This window comes from Enterobacter sp. BIDMC 30, assembly GCF_000534355.1.
GTDB classification, from domain to species: Bacteria; Pseudomonadota; Gammaproteobacteria; order Enterobacterales; family Enterobacteriaceae; genus Enterobacter; species Enterobacter ludwigii.
This window is the reverse complement of sequence record NZ_KI973169.1, coordinates 1,255,654-1,282,187: the sequence shown is the minus strand read 5'-3', so window position 1 is coordinate 1,282,187 and position 26,534 is coordinate 1,255,654. Positions and strand designations below refer to the sequence as shown.

The window sequence follows — 26,534 nt, the reverse complement described above, 5'->3', positions numbered from 1 at the left end:
CACAAAATCCCCTATTTCAGCGGCGAGTTCTTACGCTCGATGCTGTAGCGCTCCAGCTCTTTGTACGGCACCACCTGGCTTTTCTTCTTGCGCACATCCACCACCGTCATGCGGTCGGTGCAGGAGTAGCACGGATCGAGGCTGCCAATGATCAGCGGCGCATCGGATACCGTATTGCCGCGCAGCATGTAGCGCAGGGTTGGCCAGTTGGCGTAGGTTGCCGCACGGCAGCGCCAGCGGTAGAGCTTCTGGTTGTCACCGGTCATGCTCCAGTGGATATCGTCTCCACGCGGGGCTTCGGCAAACCCCAGCGCGAAGCGGTTTGGAATGTAGGTGAAGCCCTCGACCATCAGCGGACCGCCCGGCAGATTATCCAGACCGAAGTCGATCATGTTCAGCGCGGTGAAGACCTCGTTGATACGCACCTTCAGACGCGAAATAACGTCGCAGCCCTGCTCGCTGTGCACGGTCATAGGCAGCAGGCCATAGCCGACGAATGGATGATCGGCGCGGGTATCGCGGGCGTGGCCGCTGGCACGAACCATGGGGCCAACGTTACTGAAATCGCGGGCGATTTGCGGATCCAGCCGGCCAATACCGACGGTACGCTGCTCAATGTTCGGCGTGCTGAGCAGCATATCCACCAGCTCCTGAACGTCGCGACGCATCTGCTGCGCCAGCTGGCGGGTCTGGATCATGTCATCTTTCAGCAGATCGCGACGAATCCCGCCGATCAAGTTCAGACCGTATGTTTTACGCGCCCCGGTCAGGATCTCCGCCATCTTCATGGAGGCTTCACGTACGCGGAAAAACTGCATAAAGCCGGAGTCAAAACCGACAAAGTGACAGGCCAGACCGAGGTTCAGCAGGTGCGAGTGCAGACGCTCCACCTCCAGCAGGATGGCGCGGATCATCTGCGCGCGTTCCGGCACCACAATCCCCATGCCGTTCTCCACCGAGGTGGTGTAGGCGGTACTGTGGGCAAACCCGCAGATGCCGCACACGCGGTCAGAGAGGAACGTCACTTCGTTATATCCCATCCGGGTTTCCGCCAGCTTTTCCATCCCGCGATGGACGTAGAACAGGCGGTAGTCGGCATCAATAATATTCTCGCCGTCGACAAACAGGCGGAAGTGGCCCGGCTCGTCAGACGTGACGTGCAGCGGGCCTATCGGCACCACGTTGTTCTTTTTGCTGCCGAGTTCATTGATGAACGCGTAAGTCTCGCTGTCGGTGGTCGGGGCCGGACGCTGACGGTAATCCATGCTGTCTTTGCGCAGGGGATAGAGTTCGTCTGGCCAGTCGTCCGGCAGCACCAGACGGCGCTCATCCGGAAGCCCAACCGGGACCAGACCATACATATCGCGCACTTCACGCTCGCCCCAGACGGCGGCGGGCACGCGCGGGGTGACAGACGGGTATTCCGGTTTGTTGGGATCCACTTCGACACGCACGGTGAGCCAGCACTTCTCGCCCTGCTCCATCGACATCACGTAGTAAACCGCATAGTTTCCGCACAGCTGACGCTCGTCGTTGCCGAACAACACTGACAGCCAGCCACCCTGCTGGTAGTAGAGAAACTCCACCACTTCCGGCAGGTAGTTCACTTTCACGGTCACCGTTATCTGGTCTTTGGTTTGCCAGGACTCCTCCAGCACCACGCCCGGGAAGGCCTGGTGCAACGCGGCGAGATACTGCTGACCTTTCTTTTCTTCAGACATAAAAACTCTCTTTAATCACGCCACCAGCAAGGAGACGAACGCTAAAAATGCAAAACCAAAACCGGCCCAGGTGATGCGCGACGTCGCCACAAAACGCAGACGCGCCATGCTGTTCTCAAACAGGGCAATCACCAGCACGCCGACAAGTAGCTTGAGCGCGGCAACGACCATCGCCAGCACCAGGCCGGCTACGGAAAAGTGCGTCATCTGCCCCCACGGGAAGAAGACACCGACAAACATCTGCAGCACCACCAGCTGTTTGAGGCTGATGCCCCATTTCAGTACCGCAAAGCCGTAACCGCTGTACTCGGTCAACGGACCTTCCTGCAGCTCCTGCTCCGCTTCCGCGAGGTCGAACGGCAGTTTGCCCATCTCGATAAACGTCGCGAATGCGCAGGCGCAGAGCGCCAAAAGCAACGGAAGGGAACGGTCCACGGGCCAGTGATACACGGTATGAGTGATAAAGCTGATATGGGTTGACCCCGCGACCTGCGCAGCGACCCACAGGCCGAGCAGCAGGATCGGCTCAACCAGCACGCCGAGCATGGCCTCGCGGCTGGCACCAATCCCGGTAAAGGGGCTGCCGGTATCGAGGCCGGCAATCGCGAAGAAGAAGCGCGCGATGGCGAAGAGGTAGATAAGCGTAATGAGATCACCCAGCACCGGCAGCGGCGACCCGACGGTGACGACCGGTAACGCCGTGGCGATGGTGAGCATGACGCCAGCCAGCACAAACGGTGTCAGGCGAAAGACCCACCCTGCCGCGTCCGGGGAAACGCTCTGACGTCCCATCAGCTTGAATAAATCACGGTACTCCTGGAGTACACCAGGCCCGCGACGGTTATGCATCCGGGCACGCGCCACGCGGCTCACCCCGGAGAGCAACGGCGCCATGGCAAATAGCACCAGCGCCTGAAGTATTGCCAGTAACAGACTCATGTCAGGCTCCTCGTGAAATCACAATCACAACCAGTACCGCCAGCTCGATCAACGCCAGTCGGCGGAACAGCACGGGCACGGCAGCGCTCTGCCAGCCCGGCACCCACCCCACCGGGTTAAGCCAGTCCCGCAGTTTCAGCACCGCGGCAAAGTTCTCTTTGACCGGCATGGCAAAGCCGTGCGCTGTGATCACCATGGATTGCTCGTGTGCGTAACCGCAAGCCCAGGCGGTACCGCGTGCTCGAGAGGAGAGGCGGTCGCGTCTGAAGAACAGCATCAGCACGAACGGCAGCAGCGGCGCGGCAATCAGCAGCAGCGCAATCATCGGCTGGGACACCGCGGTATGCGCCGTGGTGAGCGGCAGAGGAATGGCGTTACCCAACAGCGGCAGAAGCCACGGGGCGGCCACCCCGCCCGCGATGCAGCACAGCGCCAGCGCGACAACGCTCGCCCCCATCAATGCCGGCGCACAGCAGGCGTTTTCGGCCTCACGCGTGCGCGGTGCACCCAGGAAGGTCACGCCGTAGACTTTAGCCATACACATCACCGCCAGCGCACCGGTTATCGCCAGCCCAACCGCCAGCAGCGGGCCGAGCAACCGGGCGATAAACACCTCGCTCTGGCCGAGTGCGAAGAAGGACTGATAGATAACCCACTCGCCGGCAAAGCCGTTCAGCGGCGGCAGCGCAGCCATTGCCATCAGCCCCACCAGCATGCACAGAGAGATAACGGGCATTTTTTTGCCGATGCCGCCGAGTTTTTCGATATCGCGATGACCGGTGCGGAACCAGACGCTACCTGCCCCGAGGAACAGGGTGCTTTTAAACAGGCTGTGGTTGATCAGGTGATACAGGCCGCCGATAAAGCCGGCCGCAATCAGCGCCGGTTGATTGAGCGCCAGCCCGGTAACGCCTGCGCCAATACCCAGCAGGATGATGCCGATGTTCTCAAGGGTGTGGTACGCCAGCAGTCGCTGGATATTGTGCTCCATCAGGGCGTACAGGCCGCCGACGAAGGCGGTGATCATCCCGGCTACCAGCAGTACAACGCCCCACCACAGCGGTGGCTGCCCACCGGTGAGCGTTATCGTCAGAATGCCGAACAGACCAACCTTCATGACAACCGTCGAGAAGAGCGCTGCGGCAGGCGCGGAGGCATGTGCATGTGCCTGTGGCACCCAGCCGTGCAGCGGGATAATCCCGGCCAGCAGGCCAAAGCCGATCACGCCAAGGAGCCAGACATCATTCCCCAGCGACTGACCGTTAAGGGCGGAGAAGTCCAGCGTGCCGAAGCGCTGCCACACCAGCCAGCAGGCCAGTGCCAGCAGCAACGTGCCAAGACGCCCCAGCGCAAACCACAGTTTGCCGGAGGTGCTACAGCCCGTAAGGAATACGCCGCACAGCGCCATGATCTCGGCCATCACCACCAGCGCGCCGAGGTTGCTGGCAGTCACGGTACAGACCGCCGCGGCCATCAGCAGATTGACCAGCAGACCGTTGGGCTGAGTGTGCTGATGGCGGTGCCAGTCAATATTAAACAGGCTGATAAACACGCCGCACAGACCAAAGGTCACCAGCCAGATGGCATTCAGCGGCGTAATTTCAACGGTGTGCCGTATCAGCGGCATCACCGCTTCGACAGATTGTCCGCCTGTTAACACGAGGCCACCGGCCACCAGCGTCATCACGCTGCCAACCGCCCCGCCGATACCGGCTATCCAGCCGCTCAGGGTTTTATGGAAAGAGAAGATCAAGGCCAACACAGCGGCGGCGGCAAAATAGGCCACCGCGCTGGTAATCATCATCACCGCGTTCATTTCGCCCCCTCGTTCAGCGCCTGAAGCAGAGAAAGATCGCCGAAATCACTGTTAATGGTCAGCTCACGCTTACGTTTACTGGTGCGAACGATGTCGCGAATATTGACCAGAATCAGCGCCTTCGTCGGGCAGGTGCGCACACAGGCTGGCCCTTGTTCATCAAAGCTGCACAGGTCGCATTTGACCGCAACGGCACGCACGCCGGGAACCCAGTCAAGCAGCGTGCTCACCTTCGCCGGCGCAGGTGGCGCTGGCGGCGCTTTCGGGGAGTTGGCATTCGCCGGGATATGCAGCGGACGGCTGCCGGAAAATTCAATCGCGCCGAACGGGCAGGCAATGCCGCACAGTTTGCAGCTCACGCACAGACTTTCATTCAGCTGCACCGCCCCCTCGACACGGGTGATGGCATTAACAGGACAGACTCCCGCGCAGGGAGCATCTTCACAGTGGTGGCAGAGCTGCGGCGCAGACTCTTTTTCATTACGCATGACGCGCAGGCGCGGCATGGACTGTAGCCCGTGCTGACGGTGCGTTTCCGAACAGGCCGCCTCACAGGTTCGACAGCCAATACAGACCGTCGAGTCAGCAATTACAAAACGGTTCACCGGGTCATCCTCTGGTGATAGTCATTTTTGACGAAAAACTGTCTTGTCGACACTTCTCGACACGCAATGGTCAGGCCACGTTCGCTGAGGGATTTCCATCCATCAGCTGTTTCAGGTTGACCGGGAGATCGTGTTCAACAGCGGCGTACAGGCCGTTATAAACCGGCGCGATTTTTTCCAGATAGTGCTCCAGCACCTGCTGGCGATCGCGGTTACTGACGTGACCATCGACCATCCCGTCGGCCATCAGCTGCGCCTTCGCAATACACTGTTTTTCACCTTCTTTTGTTTCGACGTAGTACTCGATGGTGTGGCTGTTGAAGGTGTCTGCCAGGGTGACGTTTATCGTGAAATGGCCGAAGAGCACAAAGCGCATATCCCCCTGCGCTGCACAGCTCATGGCGTGGTGAAGACGGGCTTTTGACAGGGTGATGCCCTGAACCAGAGAGTTGCAGTAAAGGTGCCACTGCTCCTGTAACTGCTGATGGCGCTGCGCAATGTAATCCGCTTTTTCGCTAATTTCCCAAATAGTCATAAAAGGTATCCGGTTAATGGAGATAGCGGCTGTTAAGCAGATTCCATGCCAGTTTTTAACAGATTGATTTTTAACTCTTTTAATCAAAAGAAGCGTGTCAATCGCGCCGTGTCGACGTGTCATTTCGACAGCATTGACATCGTCACGCCTTAACAAAAATCAAGCTGGCACCGTTATTGCATTATCGGGGCAATTCATTGAGGAGACGTCATGCACGAAATCACCCTCTGCCAGCGGGCCGTCGAGTTAATTGAACAGCAGGCGCGGGCAAACAATGCAAAACGCGTCACCGGCGTCTGGCTACAGGTCGGGGCCTTTTCCTGCGTTGAAACCAGCGCCCTGACCTTCTGCTTTGAGCTGGTGTGCCGCGGCACGCTGGCGGAAGGCTGTGAACTTCATATTGAAGAACAGCAGGCGGAGTGCTGGTGCGCGCAGTGCCAGCAATACGTCACTCTGCTTTCATCGAAGGTTCAGCGCTGTCCGCAGTGCCAGAGCAGCGAGCTTCGCATCGTGGCGGATGACGGCATGCAGATCCAACGTCTCGAAATCGAGAAGGAGTAAAATATGTGTAGTACCTGCGGTTGCGCTGAAGGCAACCTGTATATAGAAGGGGATGAACACCGTCCTCACGCCGCGTTTCGCTCCGCACCCTTTTCACCTGCCCCTCGTCCTGCAGCGGCATTAACCGGTATCACCTTCGCCCCCCGACACTCCGCTGCGGGCGACCTGCATTACGGGCATGGCGTCGCCGGTACCCACGCGCCGGGGCTCAGCCAGCGTCAGATGCTGGAGGTGGAAATCAACGTTCTGGATAAAAACAACCAGATTGCAGCACGCAACCGCGCCCGCTTTGCCACGCGTAAACAGCTGGTCCTGAACCTGGTCTCCAGCCCCGGCTCCGGCAAAACCACGCTGCTGACACAAACGCTCCACCGCCTGAACGGGCGAATCTCCTGCGCGGTCATCGAAGGTGATCAGCAGACGGTGAACGACGCCGCGCGTATACGCGAAACCGGCACGCCCGCCATTCAGGTTAATACGGGTAAAGGCTGCCATCTGGATGCACAAATGATTGCCGACGCCACGCCGCGCTTGCCGCTGGCGGACAACGGCATCCTGTTTATTGAGAACGTGGGCAACCTGGTCTGTCCGGCCAGCTTCGATCTCGGTGAGCGACATAAGGTCGCGGTGCTCTCGGTGACCGAAGGTGAAGACAAGCCGCTTAAATATCCGCATATGTTTGCCGCCGCTTCGCTGATGTTGCTGAACAAAGTTGACCTGCTGCCGTACCTGAATTTCGACGTGGATAAATGCATGGCCTATGCCCGTGAAGTGAACCCGGAGATTGACATCATGCTGGTGTCCGCCACCCGCGGCGACGGGATGGACGCCTGGCTGAACTGGCTGGAGAGCGAACGATGTGCATAGGCGTCCCCGGACAAATTCACGCCATTGACGGGAATCAGGCCCGCGTTGAGGTGTGTGGCATATTGCGCGACGTCGACCTGACGCTTGTCGGCAGCACCGACGAAACCGGCGCCTCACGCCTCGGTCAGTGGGTGCTGGTGCACGTGGGGTTTGCCATGAGCATCATCAACGAAGCGGAGGCCCGCGACACGCTCGATGCCCTTCAGAATATGTTCGACGTGGAGCCGGACGTCGGGGCATTGCTGTACGGCGAGGAGCGGTAAACCATGCGCTACGTTGATGAATATCGCGCGCCTGAGCAGGTGATGCAGCTGATTGAACATCTGAAAATACGGGCGACACGGCTGAGCTATACCGCCGAAAAGCCGCTGCGTATTATGGAAGTCTGCGGCGGGCATACGCATGCCATCTTTAAATTTGGCCTCGACCAGCTTCTGCCGGAAAACATCGAGTTTATCCATGGCCCCGGCTGCCCGGTGTGCGTTCTGCCGATGGGACGCATCGACGCCTGCCTTGAGATAGCCCACCAGCCTGACGTGATTTTCTGTACCTTTGGCGATGCGATGCGCGTGCCAGGCAAAAACGGCTCGCTGCTGCAGGCAAAAGCCCGGGGCGCGGATATCAGGATCGTGTACTCGCCGATGGATGCCCTGACGCTGGCCACCCATAACCCCGGCCGCAAGGTCGTCTTTTTCGGGCTTGGTTTTGAAACCACCATGCCCGCCACGGCCATCACGCTGCAGCAGGCCAAAGCCCGCAACCTTGATAACTTTTTCTTTTTTTGCCAGCACATTACGCTCATCCCGACGTTACGCAGCCTGCTTGAAGAGCCGGACAACGGAATTGACGCTTTTCTGGCGCCGGGCCATGTCAGCATGGTTATCGGGACGGCGGCCTACGGCTTTATCGCTGAACAGTTCGAACGGCCTTTAGTGGTGGCTGGTTTCGAACCTCTTGATCTACTGCAAGGCGTGACCATGCTGGTTGAGCAGAAAATAGCAGCCCAGAGTGCAGTAGAAAATCAGTACCGCCGTGTCGTCCCCGACAGTGGAAATGTGGTGGCCCAGCAGGCGATAGCCGAGGTATTTAGCGTCGAGGGCGACAGCGAATGGCGTGGTCTGGGGCTGATTGCAGAGTCCGGCGTGCGCCTGACGCCGGCCTACCGGTCGTTCGACGCCGAAGCCCACTTCCGCCCGCAGCCGCAACAGGTGTGTGACGACCCGCGGGCCCGCTGTGGCGAAGTGCTCACCGGCAAATGCAAACCCCATCACTGCCCGTTATTTGGCAACACCTGTAACCCGCAAACGGCTTTTGGCGCGCTGATGGTCTCTTCCGAAGGGGCGTGTGCCGCGTGGTATCAGTATCGCAATCAGGAGTCTGAAGCATGAATACGGTTGAAATGGCACACGGCAGCGGCGGCCTGGCGATGCAGCAGCTGATTAACCGTCTGTTTATGGACGCGTTTGATAACCCCTGGCTGGCGGAGCAGGAGGATCAGGCCCGCATTGACCTCTCCACCCTGACCGCGCAGGGCGACAGGCTGGCCTTTTCCACCGACAGCTACGTGATTGACCCGCTGTTCTTCCCGGGCGGCGATATCGGCAAGCTCGCGGTCTGCGGCACGGCAAACGACGTGGCCGTCAGCGGCGCTGTTCCGCGCTTTCTCTCCTGCGGCTTTATCCTTGAAGAGGGGCTGCCGATGGAGACGCTCTCTGCGGTCGTCAGCAGCATGGCGCACACGGCACGCGAGGCGGGTATCGCCATCGTCACCGGCGACACCAAAGTGGTCCAGCGTGGCGCAGCCGACAAACTGTTCATCAATACCGCCGGCATGGGGGCGATCCCTGCCGACATTCACTGGGGCGCGCAGCAGCTTGCCGTCGGCGACGTGCTGATCGTCAGCGGATCGCTGGGCTGCCACGGGGCGACGATCCTGAACCTGCGTGAAGGCCTGGGGCTGGACGGAGAATTACGCAGTGATTGCGCGGTACTGACCCCGCTTATCCAGACCCTGCGTTCCCTTCCAGGCGTGAAAGCCCTGCGCGATGCGACCCGCGGCGGGGTTAACGCCGTGGTACATGAGTTCGCGGCGCGCTGCGGTCTGGGTATCGAACTCACTGAACGCGCGCTGCCCGTTAAGCCTGCCGTTCGCGGCTTGTGCGAACTCCTCGGGCTCGACCCGCTAAACTTTGCAAATGAAGGCAAGCTGGTCATTGGCGTGGAGCGCGCGGCGGCCGAATCCGTACTTGAACAGCTGCGGACACATCCTTTCGGTAAAGAGGCTGCGCTGATTGGTGAAGTGGTTGAGCGCAAAGGGGTGCGCCTGACCGGGCTGTATGGCGTCAAGCGGACGCTGGATCTGCCGCACGCGGAACCTTTACCCCGCATTTGCTAGAACCGCGCCAAAAGCGGTCAGCACTGACTTTCTCTTTTTTGCCAGTTTCTATTGGAAAGCAATATGCCGTATACACCGATGAGCGATCTTGGACAGCAGGGCCTGTTTGACATTACGCGCACACTTTTACAGCAGCCCGATCTTGGCGCGCTGAGCGATGCCCTGACGCGGCTGGTCAGGCAATCAGCGCTGGCAGACAGCGCCGCAATTGTGCTCTGGCATAGCGCAAGCCATCGCGCGAGCTACTATTCAACGCGCGACAATGGCAAAGCGTTTGAGTACGAGGATGAAACCTACCTCGCTCATGGTCCTGTCCGGCGTATTCTTTCCCGCCCGGAGGCGCTGCACTGCAATTTTGAGGAATTTCGCGAGGCGTGGCCGATGCTGGCGCAGAGTCAGTTATACCCGCCTTTCGGCCATTACAGCCTGCTGCCACTGGCGGTGGAAGGGCATATCTTCGGCGGCTGCGAGTTTATTCGTCACACCGACCAGCCGTGGAGCGAGGCGGAATACGAGCGTCTGCACACCTTTACCCAGATTGTGGCCGTGGTCGCGGAGCAAATTCAAAGCCGCGTCACCAATAATGTGGATTATGACCTGCTGAGCCGCGAACGTGACAATTTCCGGATCCTGGTGGCTATCACCAACGCGGTGCTTTCGCGCCTCGATATGGATGAGCTGGTCAGCGAAGTCTCAAAAGAGATCCACCACTATTTCAAAATCGACGCCATCAGTATTGCGCTCCGGGGGCACCGGAAAGGCAAGCTGAACATCTACTCCACCCACTATCTTGATGAGGCAAACCCCGCCCACGAACAGAGTGAAGTGGATGAGGCGGGCACGCTCTCTGAGCGGGTATTTAAAAGCAAAGAGATCCTGCTGCTCAATCTCAACGAGCAGGATGCGCTCGCGCCTTATGAGCGGATGCTGTTTAACACCTGGGGGAATAAAATCCAGACGCTGTGCCTGCTGCCGCTGATGTCCGGCAATACTATGCTTGGTGTCCTGAAGCTGGCGCAGTGTGAAGAGGGCGTCTTTACCACCGCCAACCTGAAACTGTTGCGCCAGATTGCCGAGCGTATCTCCATCGCACTGGATAACGCGCTGGCCTATCAGGAGATCCACCGTCTGAAAGAACGGCTGGTGGATGAAAACCTGGCGCTGACGGAACAGCTCAACAACGTGGACAGCGAGTTTGGCGAAATCATCGGCCGCAGCGATGCCATGTACAGCGTGCTGAAACAGGTGGAGATGGTGGCGCAAAGTGACAGTACGGTGCTGATCCTCGGTGAAACCGGCACCGGTAAAGAGCTGATTGCCCGTGCGATCCACAACCTCAGCAACCGTAACAGCCGCCGCATGGTGAAGATGAACTGCGCCGCTATGCCCGCAGGCCTGCTGGAAAGCGATCTCTTTGGCCACGAACGCGGCGCGTTTACCGGTGCCAGCAGCCAGCGTCTGGGCCGTTTCGAGCTGGCGGACAAAAGCTCGTTGTTCCTTGATGAAGTGGGTGACATGCCTCTGGAGCTGCAGCCCAAACTGCTTCGCGTCCTGCAGGAGCAGGAGTTTGAACGTCTTGGCAGTAACAAACTTATCCAGACAGACGTCCGGCTCATTGCCGCCACCAACCGCGACCTGAAAAAAATGGTCGCCGACCGTGAGTTTCGAAGCGACCTCTATTATCGCCTGAACGTCTTCCCAATCTGCCTGCCGCCCCTGCGTGAACGGCCGGAAGATATCCCTCTGCTGGTCAAAGCGTTTACCGCCAAAATAGCCCGCCGGATGGGCCGCAACATCGACAGTATCCCCGCCGAGACGCTACGTACCCTCTCCTCAATGGAGTGGCCGGGTAACGTCCGTGAACTGGAAAACGTCATTGAGCGCGCGGTATTGCTGACGCGCGGTAACGTACTGCAACTCTCCCTGCCCGAAGTTTCCCTGCCTGAAACACCGGTTACAGCCACCGACGTGGCGCAGGAAGGTGAAGACGAATATCAGCTGATCATGCGCGTGCTGAAAGAGACTAACGGTGTCGTGGCCGGTCCGAAAGGTGCCGCCCAGCGACTGGGGCTAAAACGCACCACGCTGCTGTCGCGCATGAAACGTCTCGGGATTGATAAAGAGAGCCTGGTGTAGCGTCATTCTGGCTGAGATCCCGCATGCAGGCGTTGGGATACGGTTGTCAGCGAAGCGCCTGAACGGTTACTTTTTCGGGCGATACTTTTCCGGTAATTCCGGCACCGGGCGACGGTCATCCATCAGGTGGCGTACCGTCAGGATGGGATGACGCCATAACATACGTGAGCCAGCCCAGCGCATCACCTGCTTCATCTCTTCGCGCCTGGCAGGCTGATAGCAGTGAACGGGGCACTGTTTACAGGCGGGTTTTTCCTCACCAAAAACGCATTTATCCAGGCGCTTATTGGCATACGCTTTCAGCGCCTGATAATGCCCCTCTTCCTGCGAAGCCTGAGGACTCTGTGTTTCATACAGCGCGATCATTTTCGCGATCGTCTCTTTCTCACGTGCAATGCGTTTTCCGGACATAACGGCTCACCAGACAATAAAGTGCATTTATAATACGCCTTTCAGATACTGATTTCAGGTGTTGCATTCTGTTTTCTGAAGGCTGATTCCAGTATTAAGCCCACGCCTGCAGTAAATTACTGGTATTTTATACAGCATCAGGAATGACCCTTGTCCACGTTGTCCGGAGGCCGTATGCACGAGATCGCTATCACCAAATCCTATCGTCATTTGAAAGTGGGGTATTTCAGAAAGCGTCATGAAGACCGTAACACCAAGATACCCAAACGCTACAGCGTGCATGCGGCGCTGAGCTTAAAGGGCGACTGGCTTGAAAAAGCGGGGTTTACCACCCATTCGCAGGTCAGAGTGGGGGTTGAGCATGGAAAAATTGTCATTGAGTTAGTGCAGGAAGGCGCCTCGTAAAGCCGCGACATTTTTCTGCGCCGTACCTTTTTTTCATGCGACAATAGAAGGAACTAACGGCCACTGAGCCGCCCAAAGCGTATTATTTTCAAAGAAATGGACATCATAACTCCATGAGCACAATCGACAATTTCGACGCACATACGCCGATGATGCAGCAGTATCTGAAGCTGAAAGCACAGCATCCGGAAATCTTGCTGTTCTACCGTATGGGCGATTTTTACGAGCTATTTTATGACGATGCCAGACGTGCGTCGCAGTTGCTCGACATCTCGCTGACCCGGCGTGGCGCATCTGCAGGCGAGCCCATTCCCATGGCCGGTATTCCGCATCACGCGGTAGAAAACTACCTTGCGAAACTGGTGAATCAGGGTGAGTCAGTCGCCATCTGCGAACAGATCGGCGATCCGGCAACGTCAAAAGGGCCGGTTGAGCGCAAAGTCGTGCGCATCGTCACGCCTGGTACGATCAGCGACGAAGCCCTGCTGCAGGAGCGTCAGGATAACCTGCTGGCAGCACTGTGGCAGGACGGCAAAGGTTTCGGTTATGCGACGCTGGATATCAGCTCCGGACGTTTTCGTCTGAGCGAACCGGCAGATCGTGAAACGATGGCGGCTGAATTGCAGCGCACGAACCCGGCAGAACTGCTCTATGCCGAAGATTTTGCCGAGATGGCGCTGATTGAAGGCCGCCGCGGTTTGCGCCGTCGTCCGCTGTGGGAGTTCGAAATTGATACCGCGCGCCAGCAGTTGAATCTGCAGTTTGGCACCCGCGATCTGATTGGCTTTGGTGTGGAAAACGCCCCGCGCGGACTGTGTGCCGCGGGTTGCCTGCTGCAGTACGTCAAAGATACCCAGCGCACCACCCTGCCGCATATCCGCTCGATCACGATGGAGCGGCAGCAGGACAGCATCATTATGGATGCCGCGACGCGTCGTAATCTGGAGATCACCCAGAATCTGGCCGGAAGCATGGAAAACACCCTCGCTTCCGTCCTCGACAGCACGGTGACGCCGATGGGCAGCCGTATGTTAAAACGCTGGCTGCATATGCCCATTCGCGATACCGACACGCTTACCTGTCGTCAGCAGACGATTGCCGCGTTGCAGGATCGCTACAGTGAACTGCAGCCCGTGCTGCGCCAGGTCGGCGATCTGGAGCGTATTCTTGCGCGTCTGGCGCTGCGTACGGCGCGTCCGCGCGACCTCGCCCGCATGCGTCACGCCTTCCAGCAGTTGCCGGAATTGCGCAGCTTGCTCGCCGATGTGGATAGCGCGCCGGTGCAGAAACTGCGTGAAACCATGGGTGAATTTAGCGAGCTGCGCGAGCTGCTCGAACGCGCCATTATTGACGCCCCTCCGGTTCTGGTGCGTGACGGCGGCGTAATTGCCCCGGGCTACAACGAAGAGCTGGATGAATGGCGTGCGCTGGCCGACGGTGCCACGGACTACCTGGATAAGCTGGAAATTCGCGAGCGCGAACGCCTTGGGCTCGATACCCTCAAAGTGGGCTATAACGCGGTTCACGGTTACTACATTCAGATCAGCCGTGGACAAAGCCATCTGGCCCCCATCCACTACGTGCGCCGTCAGACGCTGAAAAACGCTGAGCGTTACATTATCCCTGAACTGAAAGAGTATGAGGACAAAGTTCTCACCTCGAAAGGCAAGGCGCTGGCGCTGGAGAAACAGCTGTATGAAGAGCTGTTCGACATGCTGATGCCGCACCTTGCAGACCTGCAGTCAAGCGCCAGTGCGCTGGCAGAGCTGGACGTGCTGGTCAACCTGGCAGAACGCGCTGAAACGCTGAACTACACCTGCCCGACCTTTACCGATAAACCCGGTATTCGCATCACCGAAGGCCGTCATCCGGTTGTGGAACGGGTGCTGAACGAACCGTTCATCGCCAACCCGCTAAGCCTGTCGCCGCAGAGAAGAATGCTGATCATTACCGGTCCAAACATGGGCGGTAAAAGTACCTATATGCGCCAGACAGCGCTTATTGCCCTGCTCGCCTATATCGGCAGCTACGTTCCTGCGCAAAAAGTGGAGATTGGCCCTATCGACCGTATCTTTACCCGTGTCGGGGCAGCGGACGATCTGGCCAGCGGCCGCTCAACCTTTATGGTGGAGATGACCGAAACCGCCAATATTCTGCATAACGCGACCGAATACAGCCTGGTATTGATGGATGAAGTCGGGCGCGGAACATCAACCTATGATGGTCTGTCACTGGCATGGGCCTGCGCTGAAAACCTTGCCAATAAGATCAAGGCAATGACGCTGTTCGCAACCCACTATTTCGAGCTGACACAGTTGCCAGAAAAGATGGAAGGCGTGGCAAACGTCCACCTCGATGCGCTGGAACACGGCGATACCATCGCCTTTATGCACACCGTACAGGATGGTGCCGCGAGCAAGAGCTATGGCCTGGCCGTGGCCGCGCTGGCGGGGGTTCCAAAAGAGGTGATCAAACGTGCGCGCCAGAAATTGCGTGAGCTGGAGAGCCTGTCACCGAATGCCGCGGCCACGCAGATTGATGGCACGCAAATGTCGTTGCTAGCCCCGGCAGAAGAGACGTCACCGGCCGTTGAGGCGCTGGAAAATCTCGATCCGGACTCGCTCACGCCGCGTCAGGCGCTGGAGTGGATTTATCGCCTGAAAAGCCTGGTGTAGTCTGCACCCGGTGGCGCAATGCTTACCGGGCCTGCCGGGAAGTAGCGGTATCTTAAACATACAGGCCGGGTAAGGCGAAACCGCCTCCCGGCTTTTTTTAGCGCTTATCGTCGGCCAGTAACGGCGGGATCGTCGGCACCTGTGGTGCGTCATCGATATCCTTCTGCGTCATGCGAAACGCTTGCGGATAATGATCGCGGTGGGTCCGGCGTAGCGGTTCCGTGTCTCGCCAGGTATACAGACAATGCTGGCACTGATAGACAGTCCAGACCCCTTTCACCGGTGATGTTGCCATCACCTCAATATGCTCATCAGCACAACGTGGACATATCATCTTTTCCTCCTTATTGGCGTGCAGCCAGCATCGCAGTCAGTTTTTCGGCCCAGGCTTTGGTTTCAGGTAAATCCTGTACCGGCTGGCTGAAGTGGCCCCGGTTGTCGGGTGCAACAGGCGTGGTGGCATCAATAATCAGTTTGTCGGTAATGCCTGCCGGGCTGGAGCCCGGGTCCAGTTCAAGCACCGACATATTCGACAACTGCACCAGATCGCCCGCCGGGTTCACCTTCGAGGACAGCGCCCACATCACCTGCGGCAGGTTGAACGGGTCAACGTCTTCATCCACCATAATCACCATCTTCACGTAGCCCAGGCCGTGCGGCGTGGTCATAGCACGTAAGCCGACTGCGCGGGCAAAGCCACCGTAGCGTTTTTTGGTGGAGATAATCGCCAGCAAACCGTGGGTATACATGGCATTGACCGCCTGCACTTCCGGAAATTCTGCTTTCAGCTGCTGGTAGAGCGGTACACAGGTAGCCGGGCCCATCAGGTAGTCAATTTCGGTCCACGGCATGCCGAGGTAGAGGGATTCAAAAATGGGTTTTGTGCGGTAAGACACTTTATCAATACGCACCACCGTCATGTTACGGCCACCAGAGTAGTGCCCGGTAAACTCACCAAAGGGTCCTTCGATTTCGCGCTTGCGGCCTTCAATCACCCCTTCCAGAATGACTTCAGATCCCCACGGTACATCAAAGCCGGTCAGCGGTGCCGTCGCAATGGGATAGGGGCTTTCGCGCAGCGCACCGGCCATCTCATACTCAGATTGATCGTATTTCAGCGGCGTCGCGCCCATAAGTGTAATAATCGGATCATTGCCAAGCGTAATCGCGACCGGCAGATCTTCACCGCGCTCTTCCGCTTTATGCAAATGCAGGGCGATATCGTGCATCGGAACCGGTTGCAGACCCAGCTTGCGTTTTCCCTTCACTTCCATGCGATAGATACCGACGTTCTGCTTGCCGAAGTTATCCGCATCAAGCGGATCGCGCGAAACGACGCACGCTTTGTCGAGGTAAAAACCGCCGTCACCGTCGTTCAGACGGAACAGCGGCAGGATGTCGAAAAGGTTAATGTCTTCACCCTCCACCGTATTTTGAGCCCAGGCGGGATCTGCACGGCGCTCTGGCGTGACGGGGAATTTATCCCAGCGGCGAATAAACTCATCAATCTGTTTTTTGACGGGGGTGTTCGCGGGCAGTCCCATAGAAATGGCGTGATTCTGCCATGAACCAATGGTGTTCATTACCACCCGGGCATCGGTAAACCCGCGAATATTATCGAACCACAGCGCCGGTGCGCCGTCACCAATACGGCCTGTGGCATTGGCTGCCGCGGCCAGGTCCGGTTCTGCATTCACCTCTTCTTCAATTTTCAGCAGTTGCCCTTGCTCATCGAGCGCCTGCAGGAAGCTTCTCAAATCATCAAATGCCATCTTTATTCTCCTGTGAAAAATGTTTTGCTTCCCGCAACCCGTTCCAGCGGCGCGCTTTTTTGTGCTCCAGACCAAACTGGTCGAGCACGCGGGTCACAATGTGATGGGTGATATCGTCGGCGGTCTGCGGGTGGTTGTAATACGCGGGCATCGGCGGCACCATTGCCACGCCCATACGGGACAGTGCGAGCATATTCTCGAGATGAATGGTGCTGAGCGGGGTTTCACGAGGAACCAGCACCAGTTTGCGCCCCTCTTTCAGCACCACATCTGCCGCACGGCCCACCAGTCCTTCGGCGTAGCCTGCGCGAATGCCTGCCAGGGTTTTCATACTGCAGGGAATGACGATCATGCCGTCGGTGCGAAACGAGCCGGATGAGATAGTGGCAGCCTGATCGGCCGGGCTATGGACAACATCGGCCAGCGCAGCCACATCCTGTGCGGTGTAGGGTGTCTCCAGCTCAATGGTGGTTTTTGCCCATTTCGACATGACCAGATGGGTCTCCACCTCCGGCATGTCACGTAATGCCTGCAGCAACGCTACGCCCAGCGGCGCGCCCGTTGCGCCCGTCATTCCAACTATCAATCTCATTCAGCACCTCAATTAATTCGTTCGCATACGAACATATTAAATACGTTACTCCCGGATCCTGTTTCTGACAATATTGTTCGTACACGATCACATTAATTGCTAAAAATTGCCGCGTTAAAATCCTGGGCAAGAGCGGCTATCATAGGGAGAGAATTTTTCGTCGGAGTGTTCATGGAACTGAGACAAGAGGCGTTTCACCTGTTACGCCAGCTTTTTCAACAGCATACTGCCCGTTGGCAACATGCATTGCCGGAACTGACCAAACCGCAGTACGCGGTATTGCGGTCTATTGCCGAAAATCCGGGGATTGAGCAAGTTGCTCTGACAGAAGTGGCGGTCAGCACAAAGGCGACGCTCGCGGAGATGCTGAGCCGCATGGAGGCGCGTGGACTGGTAAAACGCGAGCACGATCCGGCGGACAAGCGCCGTCGTTTCGTCTTTCTGACGCCGGAAGGTGAAGCGCTGCTTGCCAGCTGTAAACCGCTCGGCAATGACGTGGATGAGGCGTTTTTAGGGCGGCTGAGCAACGACGAGCGGGCGCAATTCTCCGCACTCGTCAAAAAAATGATGCGCGACTAGTTAACCCGGGTGCGCATAAAGTCGATAAAGGTGCGCACTTTCGCAGGCACATGCGGGGCATCGGGATAAACCGCATAGATGCCCTGCCGCGCAAAGGTATATTCCGGTAAAACCGACACCAGCGTGCCGTCATCAAGCGCATGGCGCACCAGCCACGCCGGCAACAGCGCCACGCCACATCCCGCGAGCGCAAAGGCCATCAGCGCCTGAGCACTGTCCGCAAACAAACGCGGTGCTTTTTTAATTTCCAGCGTGGCAGGCTCACCGCTGGCATCGTTCACCTGCCAGCGCAGCGGCGAGGCTAAGCGCTCATGAATAATCCAGTCAGCTTTCGCCAGCTGTTCAAGCGATTCTACAGGATGGTTACGCAGCCAGCCGGGCGTCGCTACGGGGAAAATAGTGAACTGCGTTATCAATGCCGCGTGATAGCGTGAATCTGCAAGGGTTCCCAGCCGGATGGCGACATCAAAGCGCTCTGAAATCAGATCGGCATGCAGTGAAGACGAAACGTGACGCACGCGAAGGTCCGGGTGTTGCTGGCTAAACTCAGCCAGTAACGGGACCACAACCTGCGAGCCGTACTCCGGTGTGGTGGTGATCCGCAACTCCCCCGTGAGACCTGCATGGTTTGCACGGACGTCGTCCTTCAGGCGTTCCGCGTCCTTTAAAAGCGCGACGCTCCGTTGATGGAAAAGCCTCCCTGCCTCGGTTAACGTCAGTCGACGGGTGGAACGCAGCAACAGCGTGACACCCAGTTCATCTTCCAGCTGGCGGATATTGAAGCTGACCACCGCTTTTGTCAGCCCCATTGCCTCTGCTGCGGCGGTGAAACTCCCGCTATCCGCGACGGCGACAAACATCGCGGTACGCTGCAAATTAATCATTGTCAGCCCTATTACTGTCAAAAATTTTTTGACAGTATATCGCGCTTTATAACGTTTATCCGTACCTCCCTGCCCGATACGATACGCCCCTCACTGGAGGTGCCGCCATGTCGTATCGCAGCAAAGTCGCCGTTGTCTATCTGCTGGGCTTTTTTCTTGATTTAATTAATATGTTTATCGCCAGCGTCGCTTTCCCGGCAATGGCTCAGGCGTTCAGCGCCACGCCCTCATCGCTTGCCTGGGTCAGTAACGGCTATATTGCCGGTCTGACACTCGTCATCCCCTTCAGCACCCTGCTGACGCGCAGGCTCGGGCCGAAGCATGTCATTCTGCTTTCGCTTTTTCTCTTTAGCGCCGCCTCCGTTGCGGCAGGTTTGTCGTCCTCACTTGAGAGCCTGATTGCCTGGCGAGTGCTGCAGGGCATGGGAGGGGGGTTACTGATCCCGGTCGGACAAGCGCTGACCTGGCAACAGTTTAAACCCCATGAGCGTGCCAGGCTCTCTTCTGCGGTCATGCTGGTTGCATTGCTTGCGCCTGCATGCTCACCCGCCGTAGGGGGAATGCTGGTTCAGGCACTCAGCTGGCGATGGATATTTTTTGCCACAACGCCTGTCGCCGCCGTAACGTTTTTCCTGGCCTGCGTGTGGCTTAAGAATGAGAGGGCCCCCGTGAAAGCGAGCAGGCTGTTAAACCTGCCCCTGCTGGCCGACCCGCTGCTGCGTTTTTCGATGCTTGTCTATTTGTGCGTACCCGGCATGTTTATTGGGGTGAACGTCACGGGGATGTATTATCTTCAGAGCGAGGCGCACATGACACCTGCCGCAACGGGGATGCTGATGCTGCCATGGTCTCTGGCCTCGTTTATGGCGATCACCGCGACCGGACGTTATTTTAACCGCGTGGGTCCCCGGCCTCTCATTGTCGTGGGTTGCCTGTTACAGGCGCTGGGCGTTTTACTGCTGCTTAACGTCAGCCCGACTACCACAGTGTTGTTACCTGCCGTCGCGTTTACGTTAATGGGCGCGGGCGGCAGTCTTTGCAGCAGTACGGCGCAAAGCAGCGCATTTTTAACGACGGCGCGCGACGATATGCCTGACGCCAGCGCGCTATGGAATCTTAATCGTCAGATCAGTTTTTTTGCCGGGGCATTCCTGCTCTCGCAGATGCTGAACCTGACACTGGCGTTTTTCACGCCGCTCACCGCATGGCACTGGATGTTTAGTGTTGCTGCGGCCATCACATTACTGCCCGTCGTGTACGTCTTTCGTCTTAACAACACGCAGGTGCTTTCAGAGGTGCAACAGGAGAAACCATGACCCATTTCGAACAGGACATTATCGACGTTCACGTTATGCTGGAGAACTGGTTGGGTAAGGGCGAAGGGGATGTTGACGCCCTGCTCGCCCACTTTCAGCCGGATTTTATGATGCTCACCCCAGGTGGCGTCCATTTTGACTATAACGCGCTTGTCGGTTTCCTGGACCTTCAGCGCGGCAGCCGTCCTGGTCTGGAGATTGTTCTTGATGAGATAACGACGCTACAGACGTGGGCCAACGGCGCGGTGCTTCACTACCGGGAAACGCAAACTCGCCCGGATCAGCCCGTCAATGTGCGCTGGTCAACCGCCGTGCTCAATCAGAAGGATGGCAAGATAACGTGGCGTTTGCTGCACGAAACGGCACAACCGTAACGCAAAAGAAAAAGGCCCGTCTCACGACGGGCCTTTTTTGATGAAAGATTGCTTATTCGCGGAACAGCGCTTCGATATTCAGACCTTGTCCCTGCAGGATTTCACGCAGGCGACGCAGACCTTCAACCTGAATCTGACGAACACGTTCACGGGTCAGGCCAATTTCGCGGCCGACGTCTTCCAGTGTTGCAGCTTCATACCCCAGTAAACCGAAACGACGTGCCAGCACTTCACGCTGTTTGGCGTTCAGTTCGAACAGCCATTTGACGATGCTCTGTTTCATGTCATCGTCCTGCGTGGTGTCTTCCGGACCGTTGTCTTTTTCATCGGCCAGGATGTCCAGCAGCGCTTTTTCGGAGTCGCCACCCAACGGGGTGTCAACGGAGGTAATGCGCTCGTTGAGACGCAGCATACGGCTTACGTCATCAACCGGTTTATCAAGTTGTTCGGCGATCTCTTCCGCGCTTGGCTCGTGGTCCAGTTTATGGGACAACTCGCGCGCAGTACGCAGATAGACGTTCAACTCTTTGACGATGTGAATCGGCAGGCGAATCGTACGGGTTTGGTTCATAATCGCCCGTTCGATGGTCTGACGAATCCACCAGGTCGCGTAGGTTGAGAAACGGAACCCGCGTTCCGGGTCAAACTTCTCAACTGCGCGGATGAGACCTAAGTTGCCCTCTTCAATCAGGTCCAGCAGAGCCAGACCTCGATTGCCGTAACGACGGGCAATTTTCACGACCAGACGCAAGTTACTTTCAATCATGCGACGGCGCGAGGCAACATCACCACGCAAAGCACGACGTGCGAAATAGACTTCTTCTTCGGCCGTTAACAGTGGGGAGTAACCAATCTCCCCAAGGTAAAGCTGAGTCGCGTCCAGTACACGCTGTGTGGCGCCCTGCGATAACAGCTCTTCTTCAGCCAAATCGTTATCACTGGGTTCCTCTTCTACTAAGGCTTTTTCATCAAAAGCCTCTGCTCCGTTCTCATCAAATTCCGCATCTTCATTTAAATCATGAACTTTCAGCGTATTCTGACTCATAAGGTGGCTCCTACCCGTGATCCCTGAACGAGACACCCTGGCTGGCATGCCCCGTCAACTTATCGCTGCGGCAAATACTGCAGCGGGTTTACGGATTTCCCCTTGTAACGAATTTCAAAATGCAAGCGTGTAGAACTGGTGCCGGTGCTACCCATGGTAGCGATTTTTTGCCCCGCCTTAACTTCTTGTTGTTCCCGGACCAGCATTGTGTCGTTATGGGCGTAGGCACTCAGGTAATCATCGTTATGTTTGATGATAATAAGATTACCGTAACCGCGCAGAGCGTTACCGGCATATACAACACGACCGTCTGCGGTCGCGATAATAGCCTGTCCCTTATTCCCTGCGATATCGATCCCTTTATTTCCTCCCTCGGAGGAAGAGAAGTTTTCGATAACCTTGCCGTCAGTTGGCCAGCGCCATGCAGAAATTGGCGAACTGGAGGTCATACTGCTGGCAGTCGGTTCAGTAGAGCTAACCACAGGTGCCGTAGTCGGTGCTGTGACAACAGTCGCAGTCCCTTTATTATTCGGCAACATTTTGTTAGCAGTCTGATCACCTGAATCCTCAGAATACGTAATTACCGGTTGTGAAGCAACCACCGTGGTGGATTTTTGTGCAGGCTTAACGCTGTTATTTTGCGCAGTGACATCGGCCGCTGAAACGGTGTTGCCAGGCGTGAGCGGCGTACCCGTCGCATTGCCCACCTGGAGCGTCTGGCCGACTTCCAGACCATACGGGGCCTGGACGTTATTACGCTGCGCCAGGTCACGGAAATCGTTCCCGGTGATCCACGCAATATAGAACAGCGTGTCGCCGCGTTTTACGGTATAGGTGCTCCCACCGGTATAGCTACCTTTCGGAATGTTCCCATACTGGCGGTTATACACTATGCGGCCATTTTGAGTCTGCACAGGGTGTTCCACTGGCTGAACCTGTGTTGGCTGCGTAACAGGAGGCTGCATTGGCTGAATGGGCGGATTTTGTTGTGCCGCAGCAGTGCCCATTTTAGGCGGAGGGGTGATCAACATTCCGCTGGACGTGTTACCCGAGCTGCTGGATCCCCCCACGGAACTGACGGGCGCAGGTGCATTATTAGAACTTGTACAGCCTGCCAGCCAGAGCGAAACCAGTGATAATGCCGCAACACGGCTGATGGTGAATTTAGGGCTTCCCGCGCTCATTTATCCCCCAGGAATGTGTTAACTACCAGTGACTTAAAATTTACCGTGATGACACGAATCTTTCGCGCCACACCATACGCTGAATTTGCCTTAATAACCCTGGATAATTCTGAGTCTCAGGCCAACTCCCCCTTTACCAGAGGAACAAAGCGCACGGCTTCCACGGTATCGATAATAAACTCGCCGCCACGCCGACGAACGCGCTTCAGGAGCTGTTGCTCGTCCCCGACAGGCAGAACAAGAATGCCGCCTTCATCCAGCTGCGATAACAGAGCAGCGGGAATTTCAGGTGGAGCAGCCGTCACGATGATCGCGTCAAACGGGGCGCGTGCCTGCCAACCCTGCCATCCATCACCGTGTCGTGTCGAAACGTTATGTAAATCAAGTTGTTTCAGGCGACGACGCGCCTGCCACTGCAAACCTTTAATACGCTCAACGGAGCAAACATGGTGCACCAGATGCGCCAGGATCGCGGTTTGGTACCCCGACCCGGTGCCAATTTCCAGCACGCGCGAATGGGGCGTGAGCTCCAGCAGCTCCGTCATACGCGCCACCATGTAAGGCTGTGAAATCGTCTGACCCTGCCCAATAGGCAGCGCCACGTTTTCCCACGCTTTGTGTTCAAACGCCTCGTCTACAAATTTCTCACGCGGCACCTGGGCGAGCGCGTCGAGCACATGCTCGTCGCGGATCCCCTGAGCGCGTAGCTGTTCCAGAAGAGTTTGTACACGTTTGCTTACCATTGCGCGTTCACTCCTGCGCGATCCAGCCAACCCGACACCACATCATGCGCACTATACGCGGTTAAATCTACATGCAGCGGCGTAACCGAGACATATCCTTCATCAACGGCGGCAAAGTCGGTATCCGGTCCGGCGTCACACTTGTCGCCAGGAGGACCAATCCAGTAAAGCGTATTGCCACGCGGATCCTGCTGCGGGATCACCTGGTCAGCCGGGTGTCGGCTTCCGCAACGTGTTACACGAATGCCTTTGATTTCACTCAACGGCAGATCCGGCACGTTAATATTGAGGATGCGCCCGGTACGCAGCGGCTCGCGATTGAGCGCCCGCAGGAGAGAACAGGTCACCGCTGCCGCCGTGTCGTAGTGCGTGTGGCCGTTTAACGAAACGGCCAGCGCAGGGAACCCCAGATGGCGCCCTTCCATGGCAGCGGCCACGGTTCCGGAGTAAATCACATCGTCGCCAAGATTGGGCCCGGCGTTAATACCGGAGACGACGATGTCCGGGCGCGGGCGCATCAGCGCGTTCACGCCCAGAAAAACGCAGTCGGTCGGCGTGCCCATCTGGACGGCGATATCACCATTTTCAAAGGTAAAGGTGCGAAGCGACGACTCCAGCGTCAGAGAGTTAGACGCTCCACTGCGGTTACGATCGGGTGCCACGACCTGCACTTCCGCAAATTCGCGAAGGTGTTTCGCCAGGGTCTGTATACCCGGCGCATGGATCCCGTCATCGTTACTCAGCAATATTCGCATAATCACCCGACGTGTTGATAAGTTCCCTGACAACACTGGTGGCAAAGCTACCTGCCGGCAGCCAGAAGCGTAACTCGACGGTTACGTCGTCCCACCAGTTCCAGCTCAACTGTTGCGGATAGAGCAGCATCGCACGGCGTGCCGCCTCGACTTTTTCCCGCACCAGCAATGTTTGTAATGCCTGCATATCAGCGACGGCAGACTGCTCAGCAGCCAGCGCATCGCCCTGCGTACCCCAGTCGCCCGTGCCGGGCAAGGCTGCGGTAATCATCAGCGTTTGAGTATCCACGCGCGACTGCACATCGGCCATTTCTTCAGCCGTTGCCACAAACCAGCTCCCGCGTCCCGCTAATTGTAGCGCATCGCCGACAACAACTTGATTCGCGTCCGGTTTTTTCAGCCGTTCGCTCACAATCTGATTAAACAACGCACTGCGGGCCGCCGACAACCAAAAACTGCGTTTATTCCTGTCGCGGACCGGGGCATCGCTTTGCGCCCAGCGCAGTGCGCCGAGCAGGTTGCTGCCGCCGATACCAAAGCGCTGTGCGCCAAAATAGTTTGGTACGCCGCACGCGTTGATAGCGTTCAGGCGTTTTTCCACATCATCACGGTCCGAAATCTCGCGCAGTACCAGCGTAAAATGGTTGCCCTTCAACGCGCCCAGACGCAGTTTGCGCTTATGGCGCGCGTATTCCAGTACCTTACAGCCCTCAAGCTCAAATTTGCTTAAATCAGGCATCTTATTACCCGGCACGCGCGCGCAGAGCCACTGTTCGGTGACGGCGTGTTTATCTTTCTGCCCGGCAAAGCTCACTTCGCGGGCATGAATTTTGAGAAATTTTGCCAGCGCATCGGCCACAAAACGGGTATTGCAGCCATTTTTCAGAATGCGTACCAGGATATGTTCGCCTTCGCCATCCGGTGCGAATCCCAGGTCTTCCACCACAACAAAATCTTCAGGGCTGGCTTTCAGCAGCCCGTTCCCCTGCGGTTTACCGTGCAGCCAGGTCAGGTTGTCGAAGTCCGTCATTGGCTTGCCTTCACCAGCAGCGCCACGGCCTCACAGGCAATCCCTTCACCACGACCGGTAAAGCCCAGTTTCTCTGTCGTCGTCGCTTTGACGTTAACATCATCCATGTGGCAACCCAGATCTTCTGCAATGAACACACGCATCTGCGGGATATGCGGCAGCATTTTGGGGGCCTGAGCGATGATCGTCACATCCACGTTGCCGAGGGTGTAGCCTTTCGCCTGAATACGACGCCAGGCTTCACGCAGCAGCGCACGGCTGTCCGCACCTTTGAAGGCCGGGTCAGTGTCCGGGAACAGCTTACCGATATCGCCCAGTGCCGCAGCACCCAGCAATGCATCGGTCAGGGCATGTAAAGCTACGTCGCCATCAGAATGCGCAAGCAGCCCTTTTTCATAAGGAATGCGTACGCCGCCAATGATAATTGGGCCTTCTCCGCCAAAGGCGTGTACATCAAAACCGTGTCCAATTCGCATTATGCCTTCTCCTGATGGGTCGAACGGGTAAGATAAAATTCCGCGAGCTGTAAATCTTCCGGACGCGTCACTTTTATATTATCAGCGCGTCCTTCAACCAGCTCAGGATGGAAACCGCAATACTCCAGCGCCGAGGCTTCGTCCGTGATGGTCGCACCTTCTTTAAGCGCACGCATTAAGCAGTCGTGGAGTAATTCTCGGGGGAAAAATTGGGGGGTCAGCGCGTGCCATAAATCGACGCGCTCAACGGTGTGCGCGATAGCCTGCTTGCCCGGCTCAGCGCGCTTCATGGTGTCGCGTACCGGGGCGGCAAGAATACCACCTACCCGGCTGGTTTCGCTAAGCGCCAGCAGGCGCGCAAGGTCATCCTGATGCAGGCACGGACGGGCAGCGTCATGGACCAGAACCCATGGTGCCTCACCGGCGGCCTGAATGCCCGCCAGCACGGAATCGGCACGCTCGGCGCCGCCGTCAACAACGGTAATCTGCGGATGATTTGCCAGCGGTAACTGCGCGAAACGCGCATCACCCGGGCTGATAGCGATAATCACGCGCGTCACCCGCGGATGCGCCAGCAGCGCCGCCACGGAGTGTTCGAGGATCGTTTTATCGCCAATAGAGAGGTATTGCTTGGGACATTCTGTCTGCATGCGCCGGCCAAAACCCGCAGCCGGCACCACGGCGCATACGTCCGAAAAAGTTACTGCCATGTCGTAAT

At 57.3% G+C, this 26,534-nt stretch carries 28 protein-coding genes; 11 read left to right on the top strand and 17 right to left on the bottom strand.

Going from position 1 to position 26,534, the window contains the following annotated elements; all coding sequences use genetic code 11:
• Positions 1-11 precede the first annotated feature (11 nt).
• The 5 genes from hycE to hycA form a co-directional block, all read right to left on the bottom strand.
• Positions 12-1,721 (bottom strand): formate hydrogenlyase subunit HycE, encoded by a 1,710-nt coding sequence (gene hycE / locus L466_RS16135; protein ID WP_020883834.1) that lies wholly within the window; start codon positions 1,719-1,721, stop codon positions 12-14.
• A 15-nt stretch (positions 1,722-1,736) separates the two neighbouring features.
• On the bottom strand, positions 1,737-2,660 hold the full coding sequence (locus L466_RS16140) for a respiratory chain complex I subunit 1 family protein (RefSeq protein ID WP_032680405.1): 924 nt from the start codon (positions 2,658-2,660) through the stop codon (positions 1,737-1,739).
• A gap of 1 nt (position 2,661) precedes the next feature.
• A complete protein-coding gene (gene hycC, locus L466_RS16145) occupies positions 2,662-4,476 on the bottom strand; it encodes a formate hydrogenlyase subunit 3 (protein ID WP_032680404.1) in 1,815 nt (604 codons plus the stop codon).
• Complete coding sequence (locus L466_RS16150) at positions 4,473-5,081, bottom strand: 4Fe-4S dicluster domain-containing protein (RefSeq protein WP_014171368.1); 609 nt, start codon at positions 5,079-5,081, stop codon at positions 4,473-4,475. The genes hycC and L466_RS16150 overlap by 4 nt, the downstream gene beginning before the upstream one ends.
• A gap of 70 nt (positions 5,082-5,151) precedes the next feature.
• Positions 5,152-5,616 (bottom strand): formate hydrogenlyase regulator HycA, encoded by a 465-nt coding sequence (gene hycA / locus L466_RS16155; RefSeq protein WP_032680403.1) that lies wholly within the window; start codon positions 5,614-5,616, stop codon positions 5,152-5,154.
• A 210-nt stretch (positions 5,617-5,826) separates the two neighbouring features.
• Between hycA and hypA the strand changes: the two genes are divergently transcribed.
• The 6 genes from hypA (at position 5,827) to flhA (ending at position 11,575) form a co-directional block, all read left to right on the top strand.
• Positions 5,827-6,177 carry a hydrogenase maturation nickel metallochaperone HypA gene (hypA, locus tag L466_RS16160; RefSeq protein ID WP_014171370.1) on the top strand — a complete coding sequence of 117 codons (351 nt, stop codon included), beginning with the start codon at positions 5,827-5,829 and terminating at the stop codon, positions 6,175-6,177.
• Positions 6,178-6,180: 3 nt separating this feature from the next.
• Positions 6,181-7,044, top strand: a complete 864-nt coding sequence (hypB, locus tag L466_RS16165) for a hydrogenase nickel incorporation protein HypB (protein ID WP_032680402.1) — start codon at positions 6,181-6,183, stop codon at positions 7,042-7,044.
• On the top strand, positions 7,035-7,307 hold the full coding sequence (locus L466_RS16170) for a HypC/HybG/HupF family hydrogenase formation chaperone (RefSeq protein WP_014171373.1): 273 nt from the start codon (positions 7,035-7,037) through the stop codon (positions 7,305-7,307). Before hypB ends, L466_RS16170 begins: the two co-directional genes overlap by 10 nt.
• Before the next feature lie 3 nt (positions 7,308-7,310).
• Positions 7,311-8,432: a hydrogenase formation protein HypD gene (hypD, locus tag L466_RS16175; RefSeq protein WP_032680401.1), complete on the top strand. Its 1,122-nt coding sequence runs from the start codon at positions 7,311-7,313 to the stop codon at positions 8,430-8,432.
• Positions 8,429-9,439: a hydrogenase expression/formation protein HypE gene (gene hypE, locus L466_RS16180; protein ID WP_032680399.1), complete on the top strand. Its 1,011-nt coding sequence runs from the start codon at positions 8,429-8,431 to the stop codon at positions 9,437-9,439. Before hypD ends, hypE begins: the two co-directional genes overlap by 4 nt.
• Before the next feature lie 63 nt (positions 9,440-9,502).
• Positions 9,503-11,575 carry a formate hydrogenlyase transcriptional activator FlhA gene (gene flhA, locus L466_RS16185; RefSeq protein ID WP_020883827.1) on the top strand — a complete coding sequence of 691 codons (2,073 nt, stop codon included), beginning with the start codon at positions 9,503-9,505 and terminating at the stop codon, positions 11,573-11,575.
• A 66-nt stretch (positions 11,576-11,641) separates the two neighbouring features.
• Here the strand turns inward: flhA and L466_RS16190 are convergent, their stop codons facing one another.
• Positions 11,642-11,986, bottom strand: coding sequence for a nitrous oxide-stimulated promoter family protein (locus tag L466_RS16190; protein WP_032680398.1), 345 nt, complete (start codon positions 11,984-11,986; stop codon positions 11,642-11,644).
• Between the two features lie 174 nt (positions 11,987-12,160).
• Here L466_RS16190 and L466_RS16195 point away from each other — a divergent pair, with 174 nt between their 5' ends.
• Together L466_RS16195 and mutS are read left to right on the top strand one after the other, a co-directional pair.
• Positions 12,161-12,391: a SymE family type I addiction module toxin gene (locus tag L466_RS16195; protein ID WP_032680397.1), complete on the top strand. Its 231-nt coding sequence runs from the start codon at positions 12,161-12,163 to the stop codon at positions 12,389-12,391.
• Between the two features lie 113 nt (positions 12,392-12,504).
• Positions 12,505-15,066, top strand: a complete 2,562-nt coding sequence (gene mutS / locus L466_RS16200; protein ID WP_032680396.1) for a DNA mismatch repair protein MutS — start codon at positions 12,505-12,507, stop codon at positions 15,064-15,066.
• A gap of 97 nt (positions 15,067-15,163) precedes the next feature.
• Here the strand turns inward: mutS and L466_RS16205 are convergent, their stop codons facing one another.
• Genes L466_RS16205 through L466_RS16215 form a run of 3 tightly spaced genes read right to left on the bottom strand, consistent with a single transcriptional unit; the run spans position 15,164 to position 17,430 of the window.
• The gene (locus tag L466_RS16205; protein WP_014171381.1) at positions 15,164-15,400 is read right to left on the bottom strand and encodes a non-oxidative hydroxyarylic acid decarboxylases subunit D; all 237 of its coding nucleotides are present in this window, start codon (positions 15,398-15,400) and stop codon (positions 15,164-15,166) included.
• Between the two features lie 10 nt (positions 15,401-15,410).
• A complete protein-coding gene (locus L466_RS16210; RefSeq protein WP_025203369.1) occupies positions 15,411-16,838 on the bottom strand; it encodes a non-oxidative hydroxyarylic acid decarboxylases subunit C in 1,428 nt (475 codons plus the stop codon).
• Positions 16,828-17,430 carry a non-oxidative hydroxyarylic acid decarboxylases subunit B gene (locus L466_RS16215; RefSeq protein WP_014171383.1) on the bottom strand — a complete coding sequence of 201 codons (603 nt, stop codon included), beginning with the start codon at positions 17,428-17,430 and terminating at the stop codon, positions 16,828-16,830. The genes L466_RS16210 and L466_RS16215 overlap by 11 nt, the downstream gene beginning before the upstream one ends.
• 171 nt (positions 17,431-17,601) lie before the next feature.
• Between L466_RS16215 and L466_RS16220 the strand changes: the two genes are divergently transcribed.
• Entirely contained in the window at positions 17,602-18,009 is a 408-nt protein-coding gene (locus L466_RS16220; protein ID WP_020883824.1) for a MarR family winged helix-turn-helix transcriptional regulator, read from the top strand.
• Here the strand turns inward: L466_RS16220 and L466_RS16225 are convergent.
• A complete protein-coding gene (locus tag L466_RS16225; protein WP_032680395.1) occupies positions 18,006-18,893 on the bottom strand; it encodes a LysR family transcriptional regulator in 888 nt (295 codons plus the stop codon). The genes L466_RS16220 and L466_RS16225 overlap by 4 nt on opposite strands.
• 107 nt (positions 18,894-19,000) lie before the next feature.
• Between L466_RS16225 and L466_RS16230 the strand changes: the two genes are divergently transcribed.
• Positions 19,001-20,209 carry an MFS transporter gene (locus tag L466_RS16230; protein ID WP_032680393.1) on the top strand — a complete coding sequence of 403 codons (1,209 nt, stop codon included), beginning with the start codon at positions 19,001-19,003 and terminating at the stop codon, positions 20,207-20,209.
• Positions 20,206-20,583: a DUF4440 domain-containing protein gene (locus L466_RS16235; protein WP_014171387.1), complete on the top strand. Its 378-nt coding sequence runs from the start codon at positions 20,206-20,208 to the stop codon at positions 20,581-20,583. The genes L466_RS16230 and L466_RS16235 overlap by 4 nt, the downstream gene beginning before the upstream one ends.
• Before the next feature lie 52 nt (positions 20,584-20,635).
• On the opposite strand, the gene rpoS is transcribed toward L466_RS16235, so the two are convergent.
• From rpoS to ispD, 7 genes are all read right to left on the bottom strand, one after another.
• Positions 20,636-21,628: an RNA polymerase sigma factor RpoS gene (gene rpoS, locus L466_RS16240; RefSeq protein ID WP_013098493.1), complete on the bottom strand. Its 993-nt coding sequence runs from the start codon at positions 21,626-21,628 to the stop codon at positions 20,636-20,638.
• A 59-nt stretch (positions 21,629-21,687) separates the two neighbouring features.
• On the bottom strand, positions 21,688-22,812 hold the full coding sequence (gene nlpD / locus L466_RS16245) for a murein hydrolase activator NlpD (RefSeq protein WP_020883821.1): 1,125 nt from the start codon (positions 22,810-22,812) through the stop codon (positions 21,688-21,690).
• A gap of 116 nt (positions 22,813-22,928) precedes the next feature.
• Positions 22,929-23,555 (bottom strand): protein-L-isoaspartate(D-aspartate) O-methyltransferase, encoded by a 627-nt coding sequence (locus L466_RS16250; RefSeq protein ID WP_020883820.1) that lies wholly within the window; start codon positions 23,553-23,555, stop codon positions 22,929-22,931.
• Positions 23,549-24,310 carry a 5'/3'-nucleotidase SurE gene (gene surE / locus L466_RS16255; protein WP_020883819.1) on the bottom strand — a complete coding sequence of 254 codons (762 nt, stop codon included), beginning with the start codon at positions 24,308-24,310 and terminating at the stop codon, positions 23,549-23,551. Before surE ends, L466_RS16250 begins: the two co-directional genes overlap by 7 nt.
• Positions 24,291-25,340, bottom strand: coding sequence for a tRNA pseudouridine(13) synthase TruD (gene truD, locus L466_RS16260; RefSeq protein ID WP_032680392.1), 1,050 nt, complete (start codon positions 25,338-25,340; stop codon positions 24,291-24,293). The genes surE and truD overlap by 20 nt, the downstream gene beginning before the upstream one ends.
• Positions 25,337-25,816 (bottom strand): 2-C-methyl-D-erythritol 2,4-cyclodiphosphate synthase, encoded by a 480-nt coding sequence (ispF, locus tag L466_RS16265; protein ID WP_014171394.1) that lies wholly within the window; start codon positions 25,814-25,816, stop codon positions 25,337-25,339. Before ispF ends, truD begins: the two co-directional genes overlap by 4 nt.
• On the bottom strand, positions 25,816-26,526 hold the full coding sequence (gene ispD / locus L466_RS16270) for a 2-C-methyl-D-erythritol 4-phosphate cytidylyltransferase (protein ID WP_032680391.1): 711 nt from the start codon (positions 26,524-26,526) through the stop codon (positions 25,816-25,818). The genes ispF and ispD overlap by 1 nt, the downstream gene beginning before the upstream one ends.
• Positions 26,527-26,534 lie beyond the last annotated feature (8 nt).

Coding starts and splice junctions, on each gene's coding strand:
- hypD (WP_032680401.1), top strand. CDS start 7,311: ATGCGCTACGTTGATGAATATCGCGCGCCTGAGCAGGTGATGCAGCTG.
- hypE (WP_032680399.1), top strand. CDS start 8,429: ATGAATACGGTTGAAATGGCACACGGCAGCGGCGGCCTGGCGATGCAG.
- L466_RS16215 (WP_014171383.1), bottom strand. CDS start 17,430: ATGAGATTGATAGTTGGAATGACGGGCGCAACGGGCGCGCCGCTGGGC.
- ispF (WP_014171394.1), bottom strand. CDS start 25,816: ATGCGAATTGGACACGGTTTTGATGTACACGCCTTTGGCGGAGAAGGC.
- hycC (WP_032680404.1), bottom strand. CDS start 4,476: ATGAACGCGGTGATGATGATTACCAGCGCGGTGGCCTATTTTGCCGCC.
- L466_RS16220 (WP_020883824.1), top strand. CDS start 17,602: ATGGAACTGAGACAAGAGGCGTTTCACCTGTTACGCCAGCTTTTTCAA.
- hypB (WP_032680402.1), top strand. CDS start 6,181: ATGTGTAGTACCTGCGGTTGCGCTGAAGGCAACCTGTATATAGAAGGG.
- L466_RS16235 (WP_014171387.1), top strand. CDS start 20,206: ATGACCCATTTCGAACAGGACATTATCGACGTTCACGTTATGCTGGAG.
- L466_RS16140 (WP_032680405.1), bottom strand. CDS start 2,660: ATGAGTCTGTTACTGGCAATACTTCAGGCGCTGGTGCTATTTGCCATG.
- hycA (WP_032680403.1), bottom strand. CDS start 5,616: ATGACTATTTGGGAAATTAGCGAAAAAGCGGATTACATTGCGCAGCGC.
- L466_RS16210 (WP_025203369.1), bottom strand. CDS start 16,838: ATGGCATTTGATGATTTGAGAAGCTTCCTGCAGGCGCTCGATGAGCAA.
- L466_RS16230 (WP_032680393.1), top strand. CDS start 19,001: ATGTCGTATCGCAGCAAAGTCGCCGTTGTCTATCTGCTGGGCTTTTTT.
- L466_RS16250 (WP_020883820.1), bottom strand. CDS start 23,555: ATGGTAAGCAAACGTGTACAAACTCTTCTGGAACAGCTACGCGCTCAG.
- L466_RS16170 (WP_014171373.1), top strand. CDS start 7,035: ATGTGCATAGGCGTCCCCGGACAAATTCACGCCATTGACGGGAATCAG.
- flhA (WP_020883827.1), top strand. CDS start 9,503: ATGCCGTATACACCGATGAGCGATCTTGGACAGCAGGGCCTGTTTGAC.
- L466_RS16225 (WP_032680395.1), bottom strand. CDS start 18,893: ATGATTAATTTGCAGCGTACCGCGATGTTTGTCGCCGTCGCGGATAGC.
- L466_RS16195 (WP_032680397.1), top strand. CDS start 12,161: ATGCACGAGATCGCTATCACCAAATCCTATCGTCATTTGAAAGTGGGG.
- hycE (WP_020883834.1), bottom strand. CDS start 1,721: ATGTCTGAAGAAAAGAAAGGTCAGCAGTATCTCGCCGCGTTGCACCAG.
- L466_RS16190 (WP_032680398.1), bottom strand. CDS start 11,986: ATGTCCGGAAAACGCATTGCACGTGAGAAAGAGACGATCGCGAAAATG.
- truD (WP_032680392.1), bottom strand. CDS start 25,340: ATGACGGACTTCGACAACCTGACCTGGCTGCACGGTAAACCGCAGGGG.
- L466_RS16205 (WP_014171381.1), bottom strand. CDS start 15,400: ATGATATGTCCACGTTGTGCTGATGAGCATATTGAGGTGATGGCAACA.
- surE (WP_020883819.1), bottom strand. CDS start 24,310: ATGCGAATATTGCTGAGTAACGATGACGGGATCCATGCGCCGGGTATA.
- mutS (WP_032680396.1), top strand. CDS start 12,505: ATGAGCACAATCGACAATTTCGACGCACATACGCCGATGATGCAGCAG.
- nlpD (WP_020883821.1), bottom strand. CDS start 22,812: ATGAGCGCGGGAAGCCCTAAATTCACCATCAGCCGTGTTGCGGCATTA.
- hypA (WP_014171370.1), top strand. CDS start 5,827: ATGCACGAAATCACCCTCTGCCAGCGGGCCGTCGAGTTAATTGAACAG.
- rpoS (WP_013098493.1), bottom strand. CDS start 21,628: ATGAGTCAGAATACGCTGAAAGTTCATGATTTAAATGAAGATGCGGAA.
- ispD (WP_032680391.1), bottom strand. CDS start 26,526: ATGGCAGTAACTTTTTCGGACGTATGCGCCGTGGTGCCGGCTGCGGGT.